The organism is Streptomyces sp. Ag109_G2-15 (assembly GCF_900215565.1).
GTDB classification, from domain to species: domain Bacteria; phylum Actinomycetota; class Actinomycetes; order Streptomycetales; family Streptomycetaceae; genus Streptomyces; species Streptomyces diastatochromogenes.
On record NZ_OCNI01000001.1, the window covers coordinates 6402723 to 6421483 of the forward strand.

20 protein-coding genes and 1 riboswitch are annotated in these 18761 nt (G+C 72.4%); of the genes, 7 read left to right on the plus strand and 13 right to left on the minus strand.

The features are described from left to right. Positions 1-40 precede the first annotated feature (40 nt). The 3 genes from CRP49_RS28885 to CRP49_RS28895 form a co-directional block, all read right to left on the minus strand. Positions 41-934, minus strand: a complete 894-nt coding sequence (locus tag CRP49_RS28885) for an LLM class F420-dependent oxidoreductase (RefSeq protein WP_097255986.1) — start codon at positions 932-934, stop codon at positions 41-43. 62 nt (positions 935-996) lie between these two features. Beyond that, positions 997-3564, minus strand: a complete 2568-nt coding sequence (locus tag CRP49_RS28890; protein ID WP_097255987.1) for an ABC transporter permease — start codon at positions 3562-3564, stop codon at positions 997-999. Positions 3565-3568: 4 nt separating this feature from the next. Beyond that, entirely contained in the window at positions 3569-4381 is an 813-nt protein-coding gene (locus CRP49_RS28895) for an ABC transporter ATP-binding protein (RefSeq protein ID WP_097255988.1), read from the minus strand. A gap of 182 nt (positions 4382-4563) precedes the next feature. Here CRP49_RS28895 and CRP49_RS28900 point away from each other — a divergent pair, with 182 nt between their 5' ends. Then, complete coding sequence (locus tag CRP49_RS28900) at positions 4564-4806, plus strand: toxin-antitoxin system HicB family antitoxin (protein ID WP_094219640.1); 243 nt, start codon at positions 4564-4566, stop codon at positions 4804-4806. Between the two features lie 4 nt (positions 4807-4810). Beyond that, complete coding sequence (locus tag CRP49_RS28905; RefSeq protein WP_097255989.1) at positions 4811-5185, plus strand: fic family toxin-antitoxin system, toxin component; 375 nt, start codon at positions 4811-4813, stop codon at positions 5183-5185. Here CRP49_RS28905 and CRP49_RS28910 read toward each other — a convergent pair whose 3' ends face one another. Further along, positions 5186-5878 (minus strand): class I SAM-dependent methyltransferase, encoded by a 693-nt coding sequence (locus CRP49_RS28910; RefSeq protein ID WP_097255990.1) that lies wholly within the window; start codon positions 5876-5878, stop codon positions 5186-5188. A gap of 85 nt (positions 5879-5963) precedes the next feature. Beyond that, the gene (locus tag CRP49_RS28915) at positions 5964-6650 is read right to left on the minus strand and encodes a triacylglycerol lipase (RefSeq protein ID WP_097255991.1); all 687 of its coding nucleotides are present in this window, start codon (positions 6648-6650) and stop codon (positions 5964-5966) included. Positions 6651-6768: 118 nt separating this feature from the next. On the opposite strand from CRP49_RS28915, the gene CRP49_RS28920 reads away from it, so the two are divergent. Beyond that, a complete protein-coding gene (locus CRP49_RS28920) occupies positions 6769-9060 on the plus strand; it encodes a helix-turn-helix transcriptional regulator (protein WP_257033701.1) in 2292 nt (763 codons plus the stop codon). A gap of 112 nt (positions 9061-9172) precedes the next feature. Here the strand turns inward: CRP49_RS28920 and bioD are convergent, their stop codons facing one another. The 3 genes from bioD to bioB are packed head-to-tail and all read right to left on the minus strand — an operon-like array spanning position 9173 to position 12393. Beyond that, on the minus strand, positions 9173-9889 hold the full coding sequence (gene bioD / locus CRP49_RS28925; protein WP_097255993.1) for a dethiobiotin synthase: 717 nt from the start codon (positions 9887-9889) through the stop codon (positions 9173-9175). A 1-nt stretch (position 9890) separates the two neighbouring features. After that, positions 9891-11180, minus strand: coding sequence for an adenosylmethionine--8-amino-7-oxononanoate transaminase (locus CRP49_RS28930; protein WP_097255994.1), 1290 nt, complete (start codon positions 11178-11180; stop codon positions 9891-9893). Beyond that, positions 11173-12393, minus strand: a complete 1221-nt coding sequence (bioB, locus tag CRP49_RS28935; protein WP_097255995.1) for a biotin synthase BioB — start codon at positions 12391-12393, stop codon at positions 11173-11175. Before bioB ends, CRP49_RS28930 begins: the two co-directional genes overlap by 8 nt. 147 nt (positions 12394-12540) lie before the next feature. Between bioB and CRP49_RS28940 the strand changes: the two genes are divergently transcribed. Beyond that, positions 12541-13668: an 8-amino-7-oxononanoate synthase gene (locus CRP49_RS28940; RefSeq protein ID WP_097255996.1), complete on the plus strand. Its 1128-nt coding sequence runs from the start codon at positions 12541-12543 to the stop codon at positions 13666-13668. Positions 13669-13758: 90 nt separating this feature from the next. On the opposite strand, the gene CRP49_RS28945 is transcribed toward CRP49_RS28940, so the two are convergent. Both CRP49_RS28945 and CRP49_RS28950 read right to left on the minus strand, forming a co-directional pair. Then, positions 13759-13983, minus strand: coding sequence for a DUF397 domain-containing protein (locus CRP49_RS28945; RefSeq protein ID WP_097255997.1), 225 nt, complete (start codon positions 13981-13983; stop codon positions 13759-13761). A gap of 9 nt (positions 13984-13992) precedes the next feature. Beyond that, complete coding sequence (locus CRP49_RS28950; RefSeq protein ID WP_097255998.1) at positions 13993-14853, minus strand: helix-turn-helix transcriptional regulator; 861 nt, start codon at positions 14851-14853, stop codon at positions 13993-13995. Between the two features lie 212 nt (positions 14854-15065). On the opposite strand from CRP49_RS28950, the gene CRP49_RS28955 reads away from it, so the two are divergent. Together CRP49_RS28955 and CRP49_RS48075 are read left to right on the plus strand one after the other, a co-directional pair. Beyond that, positions 15066-15518 (plus strand): ATP-binding protein, encoded by a 453-nt coding sequence (locus tag CRP49_RS28955; RefSeq protein ID WP_094221423.1) that lies wholly within the window; start codon positions 15066-15068, stop codon positions 15516-15518. A 17-nt stretch (positions 15519-15535) separates the two neighbouring features. Beyond that, positions 15536-15658: a hypothetical protein gene (locus CRP49_RS48075; protein ID WP_257033512.1), complete on the plus strand. Its 123-nt coding sequence runs from the start codon at positions 15536-15538 to the stop codon at positions 15656-15658. A 103-nt stretch (positions 15659-15761) separates the two neighbouring features. On the opposite strand, the gene CRP49_RS28960 is transcribed toward CRP49_RS48075, so the two are convergent. Further along, positions 15762-16700: a LysR family transcriptional regulator gene (locus CRP49_RS28960; protein WP_097255999.1), complete on the minus strand. Its 939-nt coding sequence runs from the start codon at positions 16698-16700 to the stop codon at positions 15762-15764. A gap of 83 nt (positions 16701-16783) precedes the next feature. On the opposite strand from CRP49_RS28960, the gene CRP49_RS28965 reads away from it, so the two are divergent. Further along, positions 16784-17401, plus strand: coding sequence for a LysE family translocator (locus CRP49_RS28965; protein ID WP_094221425.1), 618 nt, complete (start codon positions 16784-16786; stop codon positions 17399-17401). 7 nt (positions 17402-17408) lie between these two features. Here the strand turns inward: CRP49_RS28965 and CRP49_RS28970 are convergent, their stop codons facing one another. Beyond that, positions 17409-17882 (minus strand): C40 family peptidase, encoded by a 474-nt coding sequence (locus tag CRP49_RS28970; protein WP_097256000.1) that lies wholly within the window; start codon positions 17880-17882, stop codon positions 17409-17411. Positions 17883-17885: 3 nt separating this feature from the next. Next, positions 17886-18102, minus strand: a riboswitch (cyclic di-AMP (ydaO/yuaA leader). Between the two features lie 350 nt (positions 18103-18452). Then, the gene (locus CRP49_RS28975) at positions 18453-18761 is read right to left on the minus strand and encodes a hypothetical protein (protein ID WP_094221427.1); all 309 of its coding nucleotides are present in this window, start codon (positions 18759-18761) and stop codon (positions 18453-18455) included.

The following is an 18761-nucleotide window of genomic DNA, read 5'->3' on the forward strand; positions in this document are numbered from 1 at the left end:
TCACCCCATCACACAGGGCCGCTCCCGCCCGGGAATTCCATCATGCGGACTCCTCCCGCAGCCGGGCCATCACCGGCGCGAACGCCTCCATGTGCGGCTCCAGGACGGTCAGGTACGAGACCCCGAACCGCTCCCGCTGCGCCCGCACCCGCGCCACGACCTCCTCCAGCGGGCCGGCCAGCACCACCGGCAGGGCCAGCGCCCGGTGCAGGGTCAGCTGCGGCTGCCGCTCCAGCAGCGGCTTGAGTACGGGCTCCGGGTCGTCGGTGACGGCCACGAGCTGCAGGAGCAGGTTCAGCTCGGCGGGTTCCGCCCGGCCCGCCGCCAGCTCCCGGTAGCGGGCCACCCGCTCGTCCACCGCCTCGGCGTCGGCGGGCTCCAGCTTCCCCGTCGTAGTGCCCGGCACCAGCCGTACCCCGGTGAAGCCGACGATGTCCGCTCGCTCGGCGGCCAGCCGCAGCATCCGGTCGCCGTTGCCGCCGAGCAGCAGCGGTACGCGGGGCTGGGCGGGCCGGGGTAGGTACTCCTCGGAGCCGAGCAGCCGGTCCAGCTCCTCCACCGTGTGCCGCAGGTGGTCCACGCGTTCGCGCGGGGAGCCGTACGGCAGCCCGGCCGCCTCGTGCTCGGACTGGACGTAGCCGGTCCCCAGGCCGAGTTCGAGACGGCCACCGGTCAGCGCGTCCGTGGTCGCGATCTCGCGGGCCAGCAGGGCCGGATTCCAGAAGCCGGCGTTGACCACGAACGTGCCGAGCCGGGGCCGCTCGGTCGCCTCGGCGGCCGCCACCAGCGCCGGGAACGGCGCGGGCATACCGAGATGGTCGGGGACGAGGATCACGTCGTACCCGAGCTGCTCGGCGCGGCGGCACTTGGCGCGCCACTCCCCGGCGGGCGCGGGAGTGAGCAGGCTGACTCCGAAGCGGAACGGGCGCGGCATGAACTCTCCTCGGCGGTAAGCGACTTGAGCTGTGAGCTACTTGGGTCTCCGCCGCGATTCCATCACTCGTGCGCGATGGCCGCCAGCACATTCATGCGGGATGCACGCAGCGCCGGCAGCAGCGCCGCCACGACGCCCACCACCGCCGAGCCGATCACGACCGCGACGATCGTGCCCCAGGGGATCGCGAGCGCGGTCATGCCCTGCAGGGCCAGCACCTGCTGCGTGCACACGCCCCACACGAGCCCGAGACCCAGCCCCAGGACCGCCCCGAACACGGCGATCACCACCGACTCCAGCCGGATCATCCGCCGCAGCTGCCGCCGGCCGAGACCGATCGCGCGCAGCAGCCCGATCTCCCGGGTGCGCTCCACCACCGACAGGGCCAGGGTGTTGACCACGCCGAGCACGGCGATGACGATCGCGAGTCCGAGCAGCGCGTACACGAGGTAGAGCAGCACGGCGATCTGGTCGTGGACGAGCTTCTTGTAGTCGGCCTGGTCGCGCACCTGGACCTGCGGGTAGGGCTTCAGGGTCCGCTCCAGCCGGGAGCGCAGCTGGTCCGCGCCGGTGCCGGCGGCCTTGTCGACGTAGAGCGCGGCGTCCTGGCCGCCGGGCACGTACTTCTCCACGGTGGCGATGCCGAAGAACAGCCCGCCCTGCATGCCGAATCCGCCGCTGCCGCCCTGGTCGGTCAGGGCGCCGACCTTCATCTCGGTCGTGCGGCCGCCGGGGAACTCGACGGGAAGCGTGCTGCCCAGGCGCACGTGGTGGTCCCGGGCGAAAGTGACGTCCATGCCGAGGCCGCCGTCCGCGAGCGCCGCCGCGCTGTTCCCGGCCGCGTAGGTGACATGCGCGACCTCGTCGACCTGGGGGTCGTAACCGGCGGCGGTCGTCTCCACCCGCTTGCCGTCGGGCAGGTGTACGGCCACGGGTGCGAACCGCTGCCGTACGACGAGCCGTACGCCCTCGGTGCCGCGGACCTTGTCGGTGATCTCCTGGGTGAACGGCAGGAAGTTGGCGTTCTGGACGGTGAAGTCGGCGCCCAGCGTCTTGTCGATCTGCCGGTCGAAAGACGCCGACATGGAGGCGCTCGCCACCGACATCCCGCCGACCAGCGCGAGACCCACCATCAGCGCGGCCGCGGTGGCGCCGGTGCGGCGCGGATTGCGCAGGGCGTTGCGCTGGCTCATCCGGCCGACCGAACCGAACAGCGCGGGGAAGGCACCGCCCAGGACCCGGATCACCGGGCGTACCAGCAGCGGACCCGCGATCACGGTCGCGATCAGCGTCAGGACCACGCCGAGGCCCAGCAGGGAGGCCGCCGAAGCGGTCTTCGTGGCCGCCGCGCACCCGGCGAGCGCGGCCGCCCCGGCCACCCCGACCACGGCCCCGACGATCGCCCGCACCGTCAACGGCTTGCCCACCCCGGCGACTTCGGCGTCCGCGAGCGCCGCCATCGGCGAGACCCCGGCCGCGCGCCGCGCGGGCAGGTAGGCGGCGACGAAGGTGACGCCGACGCCGACGACGTAGGCCGCGACGGGCGTCGGCCAGCCGATCACCATCTCCGTGGCCTTCAGGTTCATCCCGAAGGCGCTCATCAGCCGGATCAGCCCGAACGCGAGGCCGATCCCGGCCGCCAGGCCCAGCGTGGAGCCGACGACACCGAGCAGCACCGCCTCGGTGAGCACCGACCGCCGCACCTGCCGCCGGTCGGCGCCCAGGGCGCGCAGCAGGCCCAGTTCGCGGGTGCGCTGGGCGATCAGCATGGAGAAGGTGTTGACGATCAGGAAGATGCCCACCAGCACGGCGATGCCGGCGAAGCCCAGCATCACGTACTTGATCACGTCGAGGAAGCCGCCGAGGTCGGCCGCAGCCGACTTGGCCTGTTCGTCGGCGGTCTTCAGGTCGTACGTGCCGGTGCCGATCGCCTCGCCGACGCGGTGTTTCAGCTCCGCGTCGGTCACGCCCTTCGCCGCGTCCACCGAGATGCTGGTGGCCCGGTCGGCGGAGCCGAGCAGCTCGCGGGCGGCCACCGCGGGGTCCAGGAAGACCAGGGCCGCGCCCGGGTTGGTGGTGGTGAACGTGGCGATGCCGACGATGCGGACCCGGAAGGTGCCCGGCTGGGCCTGCACGGTCAGGGTGTCGCCGATCCGTACGTGCTTCTTGCCGGCGGTGTCCGCGTCGAGCAGCGCCTCGCCCGCACCCCGCGGCGCATGACCGGAGGTCAGCTTCACCGGGCTGCGGTGGGTGACGTACCAGGAGGTGGCGATCGTCGGGGCGCCCGTGGTCGGGCCGACGGACTTGTCGTGGCTGTCGACCACCACCACGTTCTGCACCGACACGTCCGCGTGGGCCGCCGCGACCCCGTCGACCTTCGCCACCCGGTCCTTCAGGGCCGTGGGCACGCTCTGGACGGCGCCGCTCGGCACCGGGGACTTCAGGTCCTGCTTCGGCTCGACCGTCACATCGGCGGAGGTCGAGGCGAACAGCCGGTCGAAGGTACGGGTGACGGTGTCGGAGAAGATCAGGCTGCCCGCGACGAACGCCACGGACAGGACGACGGCCAACGCGGACAGCGCCAGCCGGCCCTTGTGCGCGAGGAAGCTTCTGAGGGTCGCCTTGAGCACCGGGTCAGTCCTCCAGGGCGGTGCTGTCGTCGCCGAGCCGTCCGCGCACCACGTCGAACGCCTTCATCCGCTCCAGTACGGCGTCCGCCGTCGGTCGTTCCATCCGGTCCACGATCCGCCCGTCGGCGAGAAAGAGCACCAGGTCGGAGTGGGCGGCGGCGCCCGGGTCGTGGGTGACCATGACGACGGTCTGCCCGAGGTCGTCCACGGCGCTGCGCAGAAAGCCCAGTACTTCGAGACCCGCCCGCGAGTCCAGGTTGCCGGTCGGCTCGTCGGCGAAGATCAGCTCGGGCCGGGAGGCCAGCGCCCGCGCGCAGGCGACCCGTTGCTGCTGCCCGCCCGAGAGCTGCGCCGGGCGATGGGTCAGCCGCCCGCGCAGCCCGAGGGTGTCGATGACCTGGTCCAGCCACTTCTCGTCGGGCCTGCGGCCCGCGATGTTCATGGGCAGCGTGATGTTCTCGGCCGCGTTCAGCGTCGGGATGAGGTTGAACGACTGGAACATGAACCCGATCCGGTCCCGCCGCAGCCGGGTCAGCTCGCGGTCCTTCAGGCCGGTGATCTCCGTGTCGCCGAGCCAGACCTGACCGGCCGACACGCTGTCCAGGCCGGCCAGACAGTGCATCAGCGTGGACTTCCCCGAGCCCGAGGGGCCCATCACGGCGGTGAAGCGGCCGCGCGCTATGTCCACGTCCACCGAGTCCAGGGCGAGCACGGTCGTCTCGCCCGAGCCGTACGCCTTGGTCAGCCCGCGGGCGCGGGCCGCGATCCCGCCGTCCGCCGCCCGGCCCGGCGCGTGTTCCGCAGCAGGTGTGGACAAGGCCGCCTCCCGGTCGCCTGGACGTCCCGACTCCTGGTCGGGGCCGAGCCTAGTGTGACCCGCCCCACAGCCGGAATCCCTCGTGGGGCCGAGGATTCGGAGACCGTGTAAGGGGCACCTGGGAGCACGTTCCGTTGGGGAGGCTCTTGCCGTTGCTAGCATCTCGGCGCTAGCGTCGAAGCATGGCGAAGACCCAGCTGAACGTGCGCGTGGACGAGGACACCGCCCGCGCGGCCCGCGAGCGCGCCCTGGCCCGCGGCATGAGCGTCAACCGCTACATCGAAGAGCTGGTCAGACAGGACGCCGGGGAGGCCGGCCGCACCTTCGTGGACGCCGCGGCCGACTTCATGAAGCAGTACGAGTCCGTGTTCGCCGAGGAGTTCACCGAGACGCACGGCACCGACTCCGGCGCGGGCCGCAGCTGATCCCTTGAGCGACCTCAGCATCGACCTCGCCTGGCTGCTCATGCTCGCCGAACAGAAGACGCCCGGGGATCCGCAGGTCACCGACTGGGGCGCGCTGGTCGCCGCCGTCGCCCGGCACCGGGCCGAGATATTCGGCGTCCCCGTCTACGACACCCCGCACGCCCGCGCCGCGGCCCTGCTCCAGCTGCTCATCCACGTGCCCGCGCTGGAGCGCTCCAACGCGCTGTTCGCCTCGGCCGTCGCCTACGCCTATCTGGTCGCCGGCGGCCTGAAGGTCGTCACCACACCCGAGCAGGTCCGCGACCTCGCGCGGCTGGTGAAGAGGGGCGAGGCGAGCATCGACGACATCGCCCGGGAGCTGCGCCGCTGGAGCCTGTGATCAGCGCCGGCCCGGCTCGTCGGGCCGCCAGGCGGTCCCGAGCACACAGTACGAGGTGGGCAGCGTCGGCCCCCGCTCCGGCAGCAGCATCCGCCGCAGCGGGCCGAGTTCGAACCCGGCCTCGCGCAGCGCGGCCACCGGCTCCCGGGACAGGTGGCAGCCGCCGTTCAGCGCCGGCCACAGCCGCCGGTCCAGGGTGCGCTGGGTCAGCGTCATCACCCGGCCGCCGCCCTGCCCGTGCTCGAAGAACCGCACCTCGCCGCCGGGTTTGAGTACCCGCCGTGCCTCGCTCAGCGCCCGTGTCACGTCCCGCACGCTGCACAGCACCAGCGACAGCACGACCGCGTCGAAGGCCTCGCTCTTGACGGGCAGCGCCTCCGCCGCACCGGGCACCACGTCGACCGGCACCCGGGCGCGCAGCGCGGACTCCAGCGCGAACTTCCTGAGCAGCGGCTCCGGTTCGATCGCCACGACCTCCGCGACCGCCGCCGGATAGTGGGCGAAGTTCAGGCCGTTGCCCGCGCCGATCTCGATCACCCGCCCGGACAGCCCCGCGAGCAGCCGCTCGCGCACCCCGGCCATCCCCAGCCGGGACTCCAGGGCCACGCTGATCCGGGCGTAGCGACGGGCGAACAGCGGGTGGTGGACGGAACACCGCGCCACCTTGCCGGAACCGGCCGACGACAGCCGCATGGCAACCTCCCGGAGGACAGGCCTACGGAGATTGTCCCCCGTACGGTCCCGTCGCACCCCCGCCGGACGCGTCACGGCTCGCGGCTCACGAGATGAAGTCGCGCACCTGTTCGTAGACGCCGTGGTCGTTGTTCATGTCGGTGTGCGAGATGCAGCCGACGTCGACGTTGGTCGCCCCGCTCAGCTCCGCCGAGGTGTCGGGGTTGATCGCCTCGTCGCAGTCCGACCAGTAGGCGGCATACGCCAGGCTGCCCGGCGTCTCGTCACCGGAGTTCAGCGCGGTCAGGAACGCGCTGCCGGTCTGCATCTCCTTGCACGAGGTGTACAGCCACCCGCACAGGGAGGCGACGGAGGTGCCGTGGTTCACCCCGGCGACCGACACGAAGTGGTCGACGTACGACGTCCCGCCGAGGTTCTTCAGATAGTAGCGGCCGCTGAGCGCGCCCATGGAGTGGACCACGAGGTCGACCTTCGAGGCACCGGTCTGCGCCAGCACGCTCTTGACCTCGGTGGCCAACTGCTGGGCGGTGGTGGCGTTGGACTGCTTCCAGTCGTACGACCAGGCGAACAGCTCCGAGGAGCTGTAGCCGTCGGCCTCGAAGTCCGCGACCCAGTCGTCCCAGCTGCTCGCCGAGCTGCTGATGCCGTGCACGAACACGATCGGATCGTGGCTCGCGGCGTGCGCGGGGGCGGCGGTGAGGGGGAGTGACAGAAGGAGCGATGCGGTCATCGCCGACAGTGCTGTGGCGATGCGACGCTTGTGGCGCTGCATGATGCCTCCTGAAACGGGTGGGGATGCCAGGAGTGTCGGGACGGGTCTACGCGCGCCGCATCGGTGAAGTCGCCAGTCTTTACTAATCAACTAACTCGCCAGTAACGTCGATGGTGTGGTGACTCCGGTCAACCCCCCACCCCAGCACCGCACTTCGCCACCGCATCCCTCGGAAGCGGTCCGCGCCCGGCTCCTGCGGCTCGTGTACGGCGATCCCCGCGCCCTCGCCGAGGCCGTAACGCGCCTGACCGCACGTCAGCGAACGGGTCTGGACCCCCTTCCCACCGAACCGGCCGCACTGGCCCCCGAGTTGCTGCACGCCCTGCGCCGGGAGATCCGGGCCCTGCCGGACGGCACCCGTCACCTGCTCCTCCTCGCCGCCGCCGACCAGCATCCGGTGGCCTCTCACGCCTACCTGCGCGCGGTGGCGGCGGCTCGCCTGGACACCCGCCCCCTGGAGGCCGCCGAGGCGGCGGGCGTCGCCCAAGCCACGGCCGGAGGAGTCGTGTTCCGCGACGCCTGGACGCGGATCGCCGCCTACGAGGCCGTCTCCCCGGCCGACCGGCGCGAGGCCCACCGGCTGCTCGCCCGGGTGCTCGGCGGCGGCAGCGAGACCGCCCGCCGGTCCTGGCACCGGGCGGCGGGCGCCCTGGGCCCCAGCAGGCGGCTCGCGTCCGAACTCCGCACCGCGGCGGACCGCGCCCGCGCGGCCGGTGAGCCGGCCCTGGCCGGCGCCCTCGGCGAACGCGCCGCCACCCTCTGCCCCGACCCGCACGAACAGGCCCGCCTCCTGGCCCGCGCGGCCACCGACGCCTGGCACGCGGGCCGCCCCGACCGGGCCCACCACCTCGCCGCCCGCACCGACACCCCCGCCCTCGACGGCATCCTCGCCCTCCGAGCGGGCAACGCGGCGGAAGCCTTCGACACCCTGCTCACCACGGCCGCCCGACAGAAACACCCTTCCGCAGCAGCCGAGTTACTGGCCCTCGCAGCGGAAGCGGCCATCTACACCGGCGACTTGAGACGCACCCAGCAGGCCTGCACCCTCGCCCACCGCCTGGCCATCCCACCCCCCGGCCTTCTACCCGCCCTCGCAGCGGCCTCCGAAGGCGACTACGAGACCGCCCGCGACCTGCTCCGGGAGACGGCGGGGTGGTGCGGGCTCGGAGGCGATTCAGGCTCTCTTGGCTCAGGGCATTCGAACTCGGCCGGCACTGGCCGTGATGCGTCCGTGAGCGGTCGCGGCGGCGAGGCTGCCCTGCCCGGTCCCGGTGACGGCTCCGCCGTCTGCGTTCCCGGCAGTTCCCCCACCCTCCTCATCCACGCGGGCATAGCCGCCCTGATGCTCGGTGACCACCCCCGGGCCACCACCGCCACCCTGCGTGCCGCCGCTGCGGCCCGGGCCCAGGGGAGCCCCGTCGTCGAGGCTCAGGCTCTGGAGTTCCGTGTGTACGCCGACTTCTGGACCGGGCGTACCCGTGCTGCCGAGGCCGCCGCGCGGGACGCCCTGCGGCAGGCGTATGCCACCGGGCAGGACAACGGGGCCTGTCATCTGCGGGCCGCTCTCGCCATGTTCGCGGCGGTCACCGGGGACGAGGAGGGCTGCCGGGCGCATGCGGCGGCCGCGCGTGCGCATGCGCTTGCCCGGGGGCTCGGTCTGCCCGCTGCTCTCGCCCAGTGGGCGCTGGCCTTTCTCGACCTCGCCACCGGCCGCTTCCCCGCCGCCGCGGCCCGGCTGCGCGCGCTCGCCGGATTCGGTCCGGGACACGGCCACCGTGCCATCCGGCACCTGGCCACCCCGCACTACGTGGAGGCCGCCGTCCGCGCCGGCGACACCCGGGTGGCCCGCGCCGCCCATGCCGACTACGAGCGCTGGGCAAGGGCCATGGGCAGCCCCGACGACCTCGCCCTCAGCGCCCGCTGCCGGGCCCTGCTCGCACCCGGCACCGAGGCCGTCGAGCACTACCGGACCGCCCTCGACCTGCACGCCCGCGGCACTCGCGACCTCGAACGCGCCCGCACCGAGCTGCTGTGCGCAAGCGCCCTGCGCAGGCTGCGCCGCCGCGCCGAGGCCCGCGACCGGCTGCACAGCGCCCTGGAGGCCTTCGAGTCCTTCGGTGCCCCGCACTGCGCGGCCCGGGCCCGGGCCGAACTCCGCGCCCTGGGCACCCCGGTGTCCGCACGTGTCGCGACAGACCCGGCCGCCCTGCTCACGGCCCAGCAGCTGACGGTGGCCCGCATGGCCGCGGAGGGCGCCACCAACCGTGAGATCGCCGACCGGCTCGCCCTCAGCCCCCGCACCATCGACCACCATCTGCGCGGAGTCTTCGCCCGCCTGGGCATCCGCTCACGGATCGAACTGGTACGACTGCTCGACGGCCCCCGGGGCGAGACCACGGGCGACCACTGAATCCACTTCGCCGATCCTTGTCGGCCTCCTTGACCGCGGGGCCCGTGCCGCAGCGCACGAACCCCGATCGCTCACGCCGCCGCCCGGCACAGGTCGCACAGCCCCCGGAGGGTCAGGGCGCCTCCCGGATCCGGAACGCCTCCGCGTCCCACGTCCCGTACAGGCGCGGGGCCAGCCACCGCGGTGCCGTCGTGCGGAAGTCGGCGGGCGGGAGTGCCCCCGCCCCGGCGGGCAGTGCGCCGAGGAGGGGAGCGGCGGCCACCTCCGGCAGGTCCATGACGTTGCAGCGGGAGGCGAGGTCGGGGGCGTCGGGCCAGCTGCCGATCACCACGCCGGCCAACTCCAGCTCACGTGCGCGCAGTTCACGAGCCGACAGTTCCGTGATGTTCAGCGTGCCGAGGCCGGCCGAGGCCACGAGCAGCAGCGGCGCGTTCAGCAGCCGCGCGGCGTCCGCCAGCGTCCCGCCCGCCGCGTCGAACCGTACGAGCAGCCCGCCCGCCCCCTCGACCAGCACCAGATCGTGCTCGGTGGCCAGCTTCGCCGCCGCCTCGGCCACCTCGTGCGGATGCACCGGGGCCATCCCGGCCCGCCGGGCCGCCGTACCCGGAGCCAACGGCTCGGGGTACCGGGCCAGTTCGGCGGCCGTGACGGGACCGGCGAGCCGGACGACCTCGTCCGCGTCGCCCCGCTCGTCCGGCCGTACCCCCGTCTGCGCGGCCTTCAGCACGGCAACCGACTGCCCGGCCGCGAGCGCCGCGGCAGCGACGGCCGCGGTGGTGACCGTCTTGCCGATCTCCGTGCCCGTCCCCGTGATCACCAGTACCGGCATCTCATCCCTCCCGCGCCGCGGCGCACACACCGCGCGCGATCCGTGCCACGTCCGCGTCCGCGGTGACGTACGGCGGCATCGTGTAGATCAGGTCGCGGAACGGGCGCAGCCACACGCCCTCCCGTACGGCGGCCCGGGTGGCCGCGGCGACGTCCACCTCGTGGTCGAGCTGGACCACCCCGATGGCGCCGAGCACGCGGACGTCCTTCACACCCGGCAGCTGGGCGGCCGGAGCGAGCCCCTCGCGCAGGCCGGTCTCGATCCGCCCGACCTCCGACCGCCAGTCCTGCCCGAGCAGCAGCTCGATGGAGGCGCAGGCCACGGCGGCCGCCAGCGGATTGCCCATGAACGTCGGCCCGTGCGCGAGCACCGGCACCTCGCCCCGGGAGATGCCGTCGGCCACCCGCCCGGTGCAGAGCGTGGCCGCCATCGTCAGATAGCCGCCCGTCAGCGCCTTGCCCACGCACATCACGTCCGGTGTGACGCCCGCGTGCTCCGCCGCGAACAGCGCACCCGTGCGCCCGAACCCGGTGGCGATCTCGTCGAACACCAGCAGCACGTCGTGCGCGTCGCACGCCTCGCGCAGCACCCGCAGATACGCGGGGGAGTGGAACCGCATCCCGCCCGCACCCTGCACCACCGGCTCCACGATCACCGCGGCCAGCTCGTCGGCGTGCCGCTCGATCGCCGAGCGCAACTGCTGCGCGTACGACTCCTCGTACTCGGCCGGCGGCGGGCCCACGAACACCTGGCGCTGGAGCACGCCGGTCCACAGCTCGTGCATCCCGCCCTCGGGGTCGCACACCGACATCGGCTGCCAGGTGTCGCCGTGGTAGCCGCCCCGCCAGGTCAGCAGCCGCTGTTTGCCGGGGCGGCCGAGCGAGCGCCAGTACTGCAGGCACATCTTCACGGCGACCTCGACCGACACCGACCCGGAGTCGGCGAGGAACACATGCTCCAGGCCCTCGGGTGACAAGTCGACAAGGAGCTTCGCCAGCCGTACGGCGGGCTCGTGCGTGAGCCCGCCGAACATCACATGGCTCATCCGCCCCAGCTGCTCGCGCACCGCCTCGTTGAGGACCGGGTGGTTGTAGCCGTGGATCGCCGACCACCACGAGGACATGCCGTCGACGAGTTCGCCCGAGCCGTCCGCCAGCCGCAGCCGGACCCCGCTCGCCGACTCCACGACGAGCGGTTCGACACGCCCGGGCATCGGACCGTACGGATGCCACACGTGCCGGCGGTCCAGCTCCAGCAGCTCGGGCACGCCCAGGCCGGACAGCTCAGGCATTGGGCGCGAGATCCGTTCCGGCACCCCGGCGGCGGACGGCGACCAGGTCGGTGCGCGGCTCGTTCGTGGCCGGCACGGACGCCGTACCGGACACGCCCGCTCCTTCGTGCGAACCGCAGACGGATCCGCAGACGGATCCGCACCCGGCCTCGCCGTGCGACCCGCAGCCCGCGTCGGCGTGCGACCCGCACCCACCCGCGACGGCATCCGCCCGGTGCTGCGGCAGCGTCACCTGGTCGGCGCCCTCCACCTCGAACCCGGCGTCCGCGATCATGTCCAGGTCGGCCTGGCCGGCCTGGCCCTCGCTGGTCAGGTAGTCGCCGAGGAAGATGGAGTTGGCCAGGTTCAGGGCGAGGGGCTGCATGGTGCGCAGGTGGACCTCGCGGCCGCCCGCGATGCGCACCTCGACGTCCGGGCAGACGAAGCGGACCATCGCGAGGATGCGCAGGCAGCGCTGCGGGGTGAGGTGCCACTCCGCGGCGAGCGGGGTGCCCTCCATCGGGATCAGGAAGTTCACCGGAACGGAGTCCGGGTCGAGCGCGCGCAGCGAGAGGACGACGTCCACCAGGTCCTCGTCGCTCTCGCCCATGCCCGCGATCAGACCCGAGCAGGCGGACAGCCCGGCCGCGTGGGCCTTCTGCACCGTGTCCACCCGGTCGGCGTACGTGTGGGTGGTGGTGATGTCCCCGTAGGTGGCCTCGGAGGTGTTGAGGTTGTGGTTGTAGGCGTCCGCGCCCGCCTCGCGCAGCCGCTCGGCCTGGCCGTCGGAGAGCAGACCGAGGCAGGCGCACACCTCGACGCCCTCGTTCTGGTCCTTGATCGCCTTGATGGTCTCGGAGACCCGGTCCACGTCCCGGTCCGTCGGCCCGCGCCCGGAGGCCACCAGACAGACCCGCTTGGCCCCTCCGGCCAGGCCCGCGGCGGCCGCCTGGGAGGCCTGGTCGGGCTTGAGCCAGGTGTACTTGAGGATGTCGGCCTTGGAGCCGAGCCGCTGGGAGCAGTAGGAGCAGTCCTCCGGACACAGGCCGGACTTCAGGTTGACCAGGTAGTTGAGTTTCACGCGTCGGCCGAACCAGTGCCGGCGCACCTTGCCGGCCGCGGCCACCACATCGAGCAGGTCGTCGTCGGAGGTGGCGAGCACGGCGAGTGCTTCCTCACGGGTCGGCAGCTCGCGCCGCAGCCCCTTGTCCACCAGCGTGTTCAGCAGGTCCATGAGGTCCGATCCTGTCCTACGGGACCGCTCCGGGCCAAGGAGACTTTGCACAACGAAGGCGGATCACCGTGTGGGTATTGCCACACCCTGGGTGACCGGTCGTGCCGCTAGGGTCTGTCCGCTACCTACAAAAGCCCCGGAGGACCCATGGCGTTCGGCTGGATCGACGAGCAGGCCGAGGCGCGCCGCCGCGCCGGACTCGTACGGACCCTGCGCCCGCGCCCCGCCGACTCGCCGCTGCTGGACCTGGCGAGCAACGACTATCTGGGCCTAGCTCACCACCCCGAGGTCATCGAGGGTGCGGCCGGGGCCGCCCGGAGCTGGGGCGGCGGCGCCACCGGCTCCCGGCTGGTCACCGGCACCACCGAGCTGCACACGGAGCTGGAGCGCGAACTGGCGGACTTCTGCGGCTTCGAGGCGGCTCTGGTCTTTTCGTCCGGCTATGCCGCGAACCTCGCCGCGGTCACCGCGCTGGGCCCGCACGGCTCGCTGATCGTGTCCGACGCGGGCAACCACGCCTCGCTCATCGACGGCTGCCGGCTCGCCCGGGGCACCACCCAGGTCGTCGGGCACGCCGACCCGGAGGCCGTGGACAAGGCGCTCGGCACGCACGGGGGAGAGGCGATCGTCGTCTCCGACACCGTGTTCTCCGTCGACGGTGACGCGGCGCCGCTGGCCGCGCTGGCCGAGGCGTGCCGGGCGCACGGCGCGGGGCTGGTCGTCGACGACGCCCACGGTCTCGGCGTGTTGGGCGACGGCGGCCGGGGCGCCCCGCACGCGGCCGGCCTCGCGGGCGCCGCGGACGTGGTCGTCACGGCCACGCTGTCCAAGTCGCTGGGCAGCCAGGGCGGGGTGGTGCTGGGTCCGGCCCGGGTGATCGCCCACCTGGTCAACGCGGCCCGGACGTTCATCTTCGACACGGGTCTGGCCCCCGCGGCCGCGGGGGCGGCGCTGGCGGCGCTGCGGCTGCTGCGACGCGAACCGGCGCGGGCGGAACGGGCCCGCGAGGTCGCCGCCGAACTGCACGCACGCCTGACCGCCGCGGGTCTGGAAGCGGTGCGTCCGGACGCCGCGGTGGTCTCGGTGCGGGCTCCGTCCCCGGAGCAGGCCGTGCGCTGGGCGGCCGACTGCCGTACGGCAGGCCTGGCCGTGGGCTGCTTCCGTCCTCCTTCCGTGCCCGACGGCATCTCACGGCTGAGGCTGACCGCCCGCGCGGACCTCTCCGGGGCCGAGATCGAACGCGCTGTACGTGTGATCGGCGAGACGCGACCATGAGTCGGCGTGACACGGCCGGGCATCGCGCGAAAGCGATCGGATCTGATCAGTAGGGATCGGTCGGGTCGATCGGGTCGGGTCCGAACGGGATCATCGGAGCGCGGTCACGAAGCCCGCCCAGCTCCCGGGGGAGAAGAGCAGCGCGGGTCCGGCCGGCTTCTTGGAGTCGCGCACGGCGAGCAGCCCGGCCCAGGGGCCGGAGTGCGGCCGGGCCGTCTCCACGCAGTTGTTGGCTCCCGTGCTGTAGCTGCTGCGCAGCCAGCGCACGTCGTGCAGATCGGTACTGGCAGGGACGTTACGAGGCAGTGCTGACATGGTGCCTCCTTACGCGCCGTCAGCTATTCCGGCGATGTAATCCAACGAGTCCTCGGGTGAAAGGGCGTGGATCTGAAGGGTGTTGAAGGCCTCCAGGTAGGCCTTGAGGTCTTCTTTCCGTTCCAGGTAGAGGCTACTCGTCAACTGGTCGAGAACAACCACATCCAGATCAGAAGTGCTCTGAAATGAGAAAATAACGAAAGGCCCGGTGAGGCCGACATGCGCACCGGCGGCGAACGGGAGCACCTGGAGGCGCACTTGGGGCAGGCGGGCGCACTCGACCAGCCGGGCCAGCTGCCGCGCCATCACCTCAGGGCCGCCGATCTCGCGCCGGAGCACCGCCTCGTCCAGTACGGCGCTCAGCTCCAGCGGCGGATCGGCGCGCAGCACGTCCTGCCTGGCCAGCCGCACCTCCACCAGCGCGTCCAGCCGCTCCTCGTCCACCCCGTCCAGGGCCGCCCGGGTGACCGCGCGGGCGTATTCGGGCGTCTGCAGGAGGCCGGGAACCACCGTGGTCTCCAAGGTGCGCATCCCGGTCGCCTGTGACTCCAGGCTGATGAAATCGCGGTAGGTGGGCGGCAGGATGCCACGGTAGGCGTGCCACCAGCGACTGCGGCCGCCCGCCTCTTCCGACCCTGCCAACATCAGCAGCAGCTCACGCAGTTGGCCGTCACGTTCCCCGTAGGCTTCGAGGAGTAACCGCACATCGGCCGGTTTCACCCCGCTGGCGCCGGTCTCGATGCGGCTCACCTTCGACTGGTGCCAGCCCACGAGACGGGCCGCCTCACCGCTGGTGAGCCCCGCCCCGGTGCGCAGTGCACGCAGTTCGGCGCCCAGTTTGCGGCGCCGTACCGCGGGACCGTTCTGCATGGGTTACTCCTTACTCCAACCGGGCCGCCCAAATACGGTCTCGCGTCGTAGAGTTCACCGCTTTGAGCGACAGATATATGCATATCTTGGTGGATCGCTCCCCTGACCGGCCCGGTGATGGCAGTCTGGCGAACAAGCACCAGTCCGGGACCGTACTCGAACCATCCGCTCCTCGTCGGACTCCGGTCCCGTGGGAAAGGGACGACGTCGCCATGGCAGACCATCTGGAAGCATCCGTCACTCTGCCGAGCGATCCCGCCTCGGTCTCCGCGGCCCGCTCCTACGTGGTAGGCACCCTCGCGGAGTGGGGCCTGCCGTCGGACACCGAAGTGGCCGACACCGTGCGACTCATCGTCTCCGAGCTGGCCACCAACGCCGTACAGCACACCTTCGGCCAGTCACCCACCTTCACGGTCGACATCGCGCTGGACCGTGACGAACACCTGCGCATCGGCGTCACGGACAGTCATCCGCGCTTTCCGAAGAGACTGCCCGCCGCCGTCCAGCAGGACAACGGGCGCGGCATGGTCATCATCCGCTGGCTCACCGCCGAGTGCGGCGGCAGACTCCGCGTGCGCCCCACCCGCGAGGGCGGCAAGACGGTCTCCATCGAACTCCCCTGGACCATCCCGGCCGAGCCGGTCACGGCAGGCCAGGAGCCCTGATACGCAAGACTCTCTGAATGACCGACCGGACGGCGCTCGCATCACCTGACGACATGCGGCGCAGACCGGGTATGTACGGCGAGGTGGAAGCGGCCATGTGGTTCGCCATCGACCACCTCCTCTTCCTCTCGGTTACCTGACCGAGGGCCCCGCGCAGCCGATGGTGTCCTTTCGGCACCGCTTCACCTTCACCCCGCAGGGTCACAGCCGCAGGCCGTCGACCCCACTCGGTCGGGCGACGGTTCACACGGACGGTCGCTGACGTACCGGCGTCTGCCGGGCCCGGCCGAACGCCCCGTGCAGCAGGGCCCGGAACGCCTCCGCCGCCGGAGCGGCCTCCTCGGCCCGGAAGGCGACCGAGATCGTACGGCGCAGCCGTCCCGCCTCCAGCGGCCGCACCCCGACCGGAGTGACCGCGGTCCGCGCCACCATCTCCGGTACGACGGCCACCCCGAGCCCGGCGCTGACCAGCGCGCACACCACGGCGTACCCGGGGGTCGGCACCAGCAGCGCGGGAGTGGCGCCCGCCTCGGCGAGCAGAGCCTCCACCTCCCGCCGGGCCGGATGGTGCGGGGCCATGCTGATCAGCGGCTGCCCCGCCAGTTGCTCCAGCGGCAGCCGGGACGAGGCACTGCTCAGCGCGTGCCCCGGGGCCGTCACCAGCACCAGCTCCTCCACCAGGACCGGCTCCAGAGAGACCGAGGCCGGCACCGGAGCGGCCTCGCCCGGGTGGTAGGCGTGGGTCAGCGCCAGATCCACCTCACCGGCCGCCACCGCCGCGACCCCGGCCGGCGGGTCGTAGTCGGCGACCGACAGCTCGACATCCGGGTGTGCCCGGCGGAACGCGCTCAGCGCCGGTGGCAGCAGATGGACGCCCGCGGTCGGGAAGGTGCCGAGCCGCAGCACCCCGCCCGACAGCCCGGTCAGCCGGGCCAGTTCGTGCCGGGCCTGTTCCAGCTCGTCCAGCACCCGCCGGGCCCGCGCCACCAGCACCTCGCCCGCCTCGGTCAGCCGGGCCCCGCGGTGATGCCGTACCAGCAGCGCCGTGCCCGCCTCCCGCTCCAGCTTCGCCAGCTGCTGGGAGAGGGCGGGCGGCGTGTAGCCGAGCCGGTCGGCGGCCCGCGTGATGGAACCCGCCTCCGCCACGGCCACCAGAGCGGCCAGCCGCGTGGGGTCGTACATGCCACCAGCCTAAAGCACTGCTTAAGGCTGGCCCTTCTCATTCGAAATACCTGCTGAAGGCCCCACCCGTGCACTCTGGCCGTATGGACGGACAGCTCATCGCCTTCACCGGGATCGCCGCCGGACTCGTCGCCATGCCGGGCGCCGACTTCACGGTGGTCGTACGCAACGCCCTGGTCTCCCGCCGCGCCGGCGCGGTCTGCGGGCTCGGCATCGCGGGCGGCCTCCTCGTGCACACCACGCTGGCGGTGGCCGGAGTCGCGGCCGTGCTGGTCGCCGTACCCGCGCTCTTCCGCGCGCTGCAGCTGCTGGGCGGCGTCTATGTGCTGCAGCTCGGTGTGCGAACCCTGTGGTCGCTGCGCCGGCCGGCCGCCGCCCCCGCCGAGGAGGCGCCGTCGGCCGCGCACCCGCTGCGGCAGGGCTTCGTCACCAACGTCCTCAACCCGAAGGCCTCGCTGACCTTCCTCAGCCTGCTGCCCCAGTTCGTGCCGTCCGGCGGCTCCGCCCTGCCCAGGACGCTGCTGCTCGCGCTGATCGTCTGCACACTGGCGCTGGCGTGGTTCCAGGTGGTGGCCCTGCTGGTGGACCGGCTCGGCAGGTGGCTGCGCCGGCCCCGGGCCGCCCGCATGCTGCAGGCGGGCACCGGGACGGCGCTCACGGCCCTGGGAGCGGCCCTGCTGCTGGAGCCGCTCCTGGCCTGACCCCGGGTCAGCTGACCCGGCCGTACCAGACGCTCTTGCTCCAGATCTTCTCCAGCCGGACCACGGACCCCGTCTTCGGGGCGTGCCAGATCTTGCCCTTCCCGGCGTAGATGCCTACGTGGTAGACGCTCGAACCCGAGTGGAAGAACACCAGGTCTCCGGCCTTGCGGCTGCGGGCCGAGATGTGGTGCGTCTTGTTGTACTGCTGGGCGGCCGTACGGGGCAGCTTCTTGCCCGCCTTCTTGAACGAGTACTGCGTCAGCCCCGAGCAGTCGAACCGGCGCGGTCCGGTCGCCCCGTACTGGTACGGGGAACCCTTCTTGGAGGCCGCGATCTGCAGTGCTTTCGTCGCCGTGCCGGCGGCCGAGGCGTCGGTGGCGAGGCCCGGGACCACGATCGAGCCGCCCACGGCGGCGAGGGTGAGGGCCGAGGCCGTACCGGCCCTGGCCATGAGCGACGGGACACGATTGAGCGCAGTCATGCGCAACCCTTCGTCAGCCGCCTGTGAAGGATGACCTGTCGGATTCGGGCTGGCGAAGTTGCCCGGCCGTGTTGCCACGGCTTCACCCCAAGGGCTGCTCGGTCCGACCGACCGTCTGTGCGACGAACGTCCGTTCCGGCGACCCGTCTTGCTCGGGTCCTCCACTCCTGCCGATCCACTCCTGTCGACCGGTCATCCGGGGCGGCGGCAGGACTCGGCGTCCGCCCGGATCGCCCCGCCGCGGTGGCGGGGGCTTGTCGTCAGACAGGGATCTTCCTTCACAGAAGTCGGAAAATCCCAATGGAACCGGGGGTTTGTGGCGTTACTCACCACTCGCCCGTTCGGGTGGACAGTGCTGTGTTCGAGTCACCGTCAGATCCCGCACGTAGCCCCGGACCTGGGACGAAGCGTTTTCTCGCTGACCTTGAACCGGCGTACTGTGCAAGCGGAAAGACCCGGAAAAATCTCTGAAGATACGCCGGCCGGGGGTACGTCGTTCGGGCCGTTTCGAGTCCGGCCCCGACGGGTCCGTCGACACGCGGGTCCCGTCGGGCCGGACGAGCGTCCGGATCAGCCCACGCAGTCCGGCGGGAGCACGACGCGAGCGGTACGGCGCTCGCCGTCGAGCACCCTCAAGGCCCGTGCCAGCGTGTCCCCATGCAGCTCTGTCTCGCCGCGCTGGTGCATGAGGGTCAGCGCGTCGCGCAGCTCGGACGCCTTGCGCACCAGGGCCTGCGCCGCGCGCAGCCCGCGATAGGTGTCCCCGGACTGCGCCGGGTTGATCCGGCCCAGCAGGTCGACCGCTTCCAGGTAACGGTCGATCAACTCGCCCTCGGCACGCGTCAGCGCGGGCAGCGGCGGAAGCTCCGGTGGCAGCAT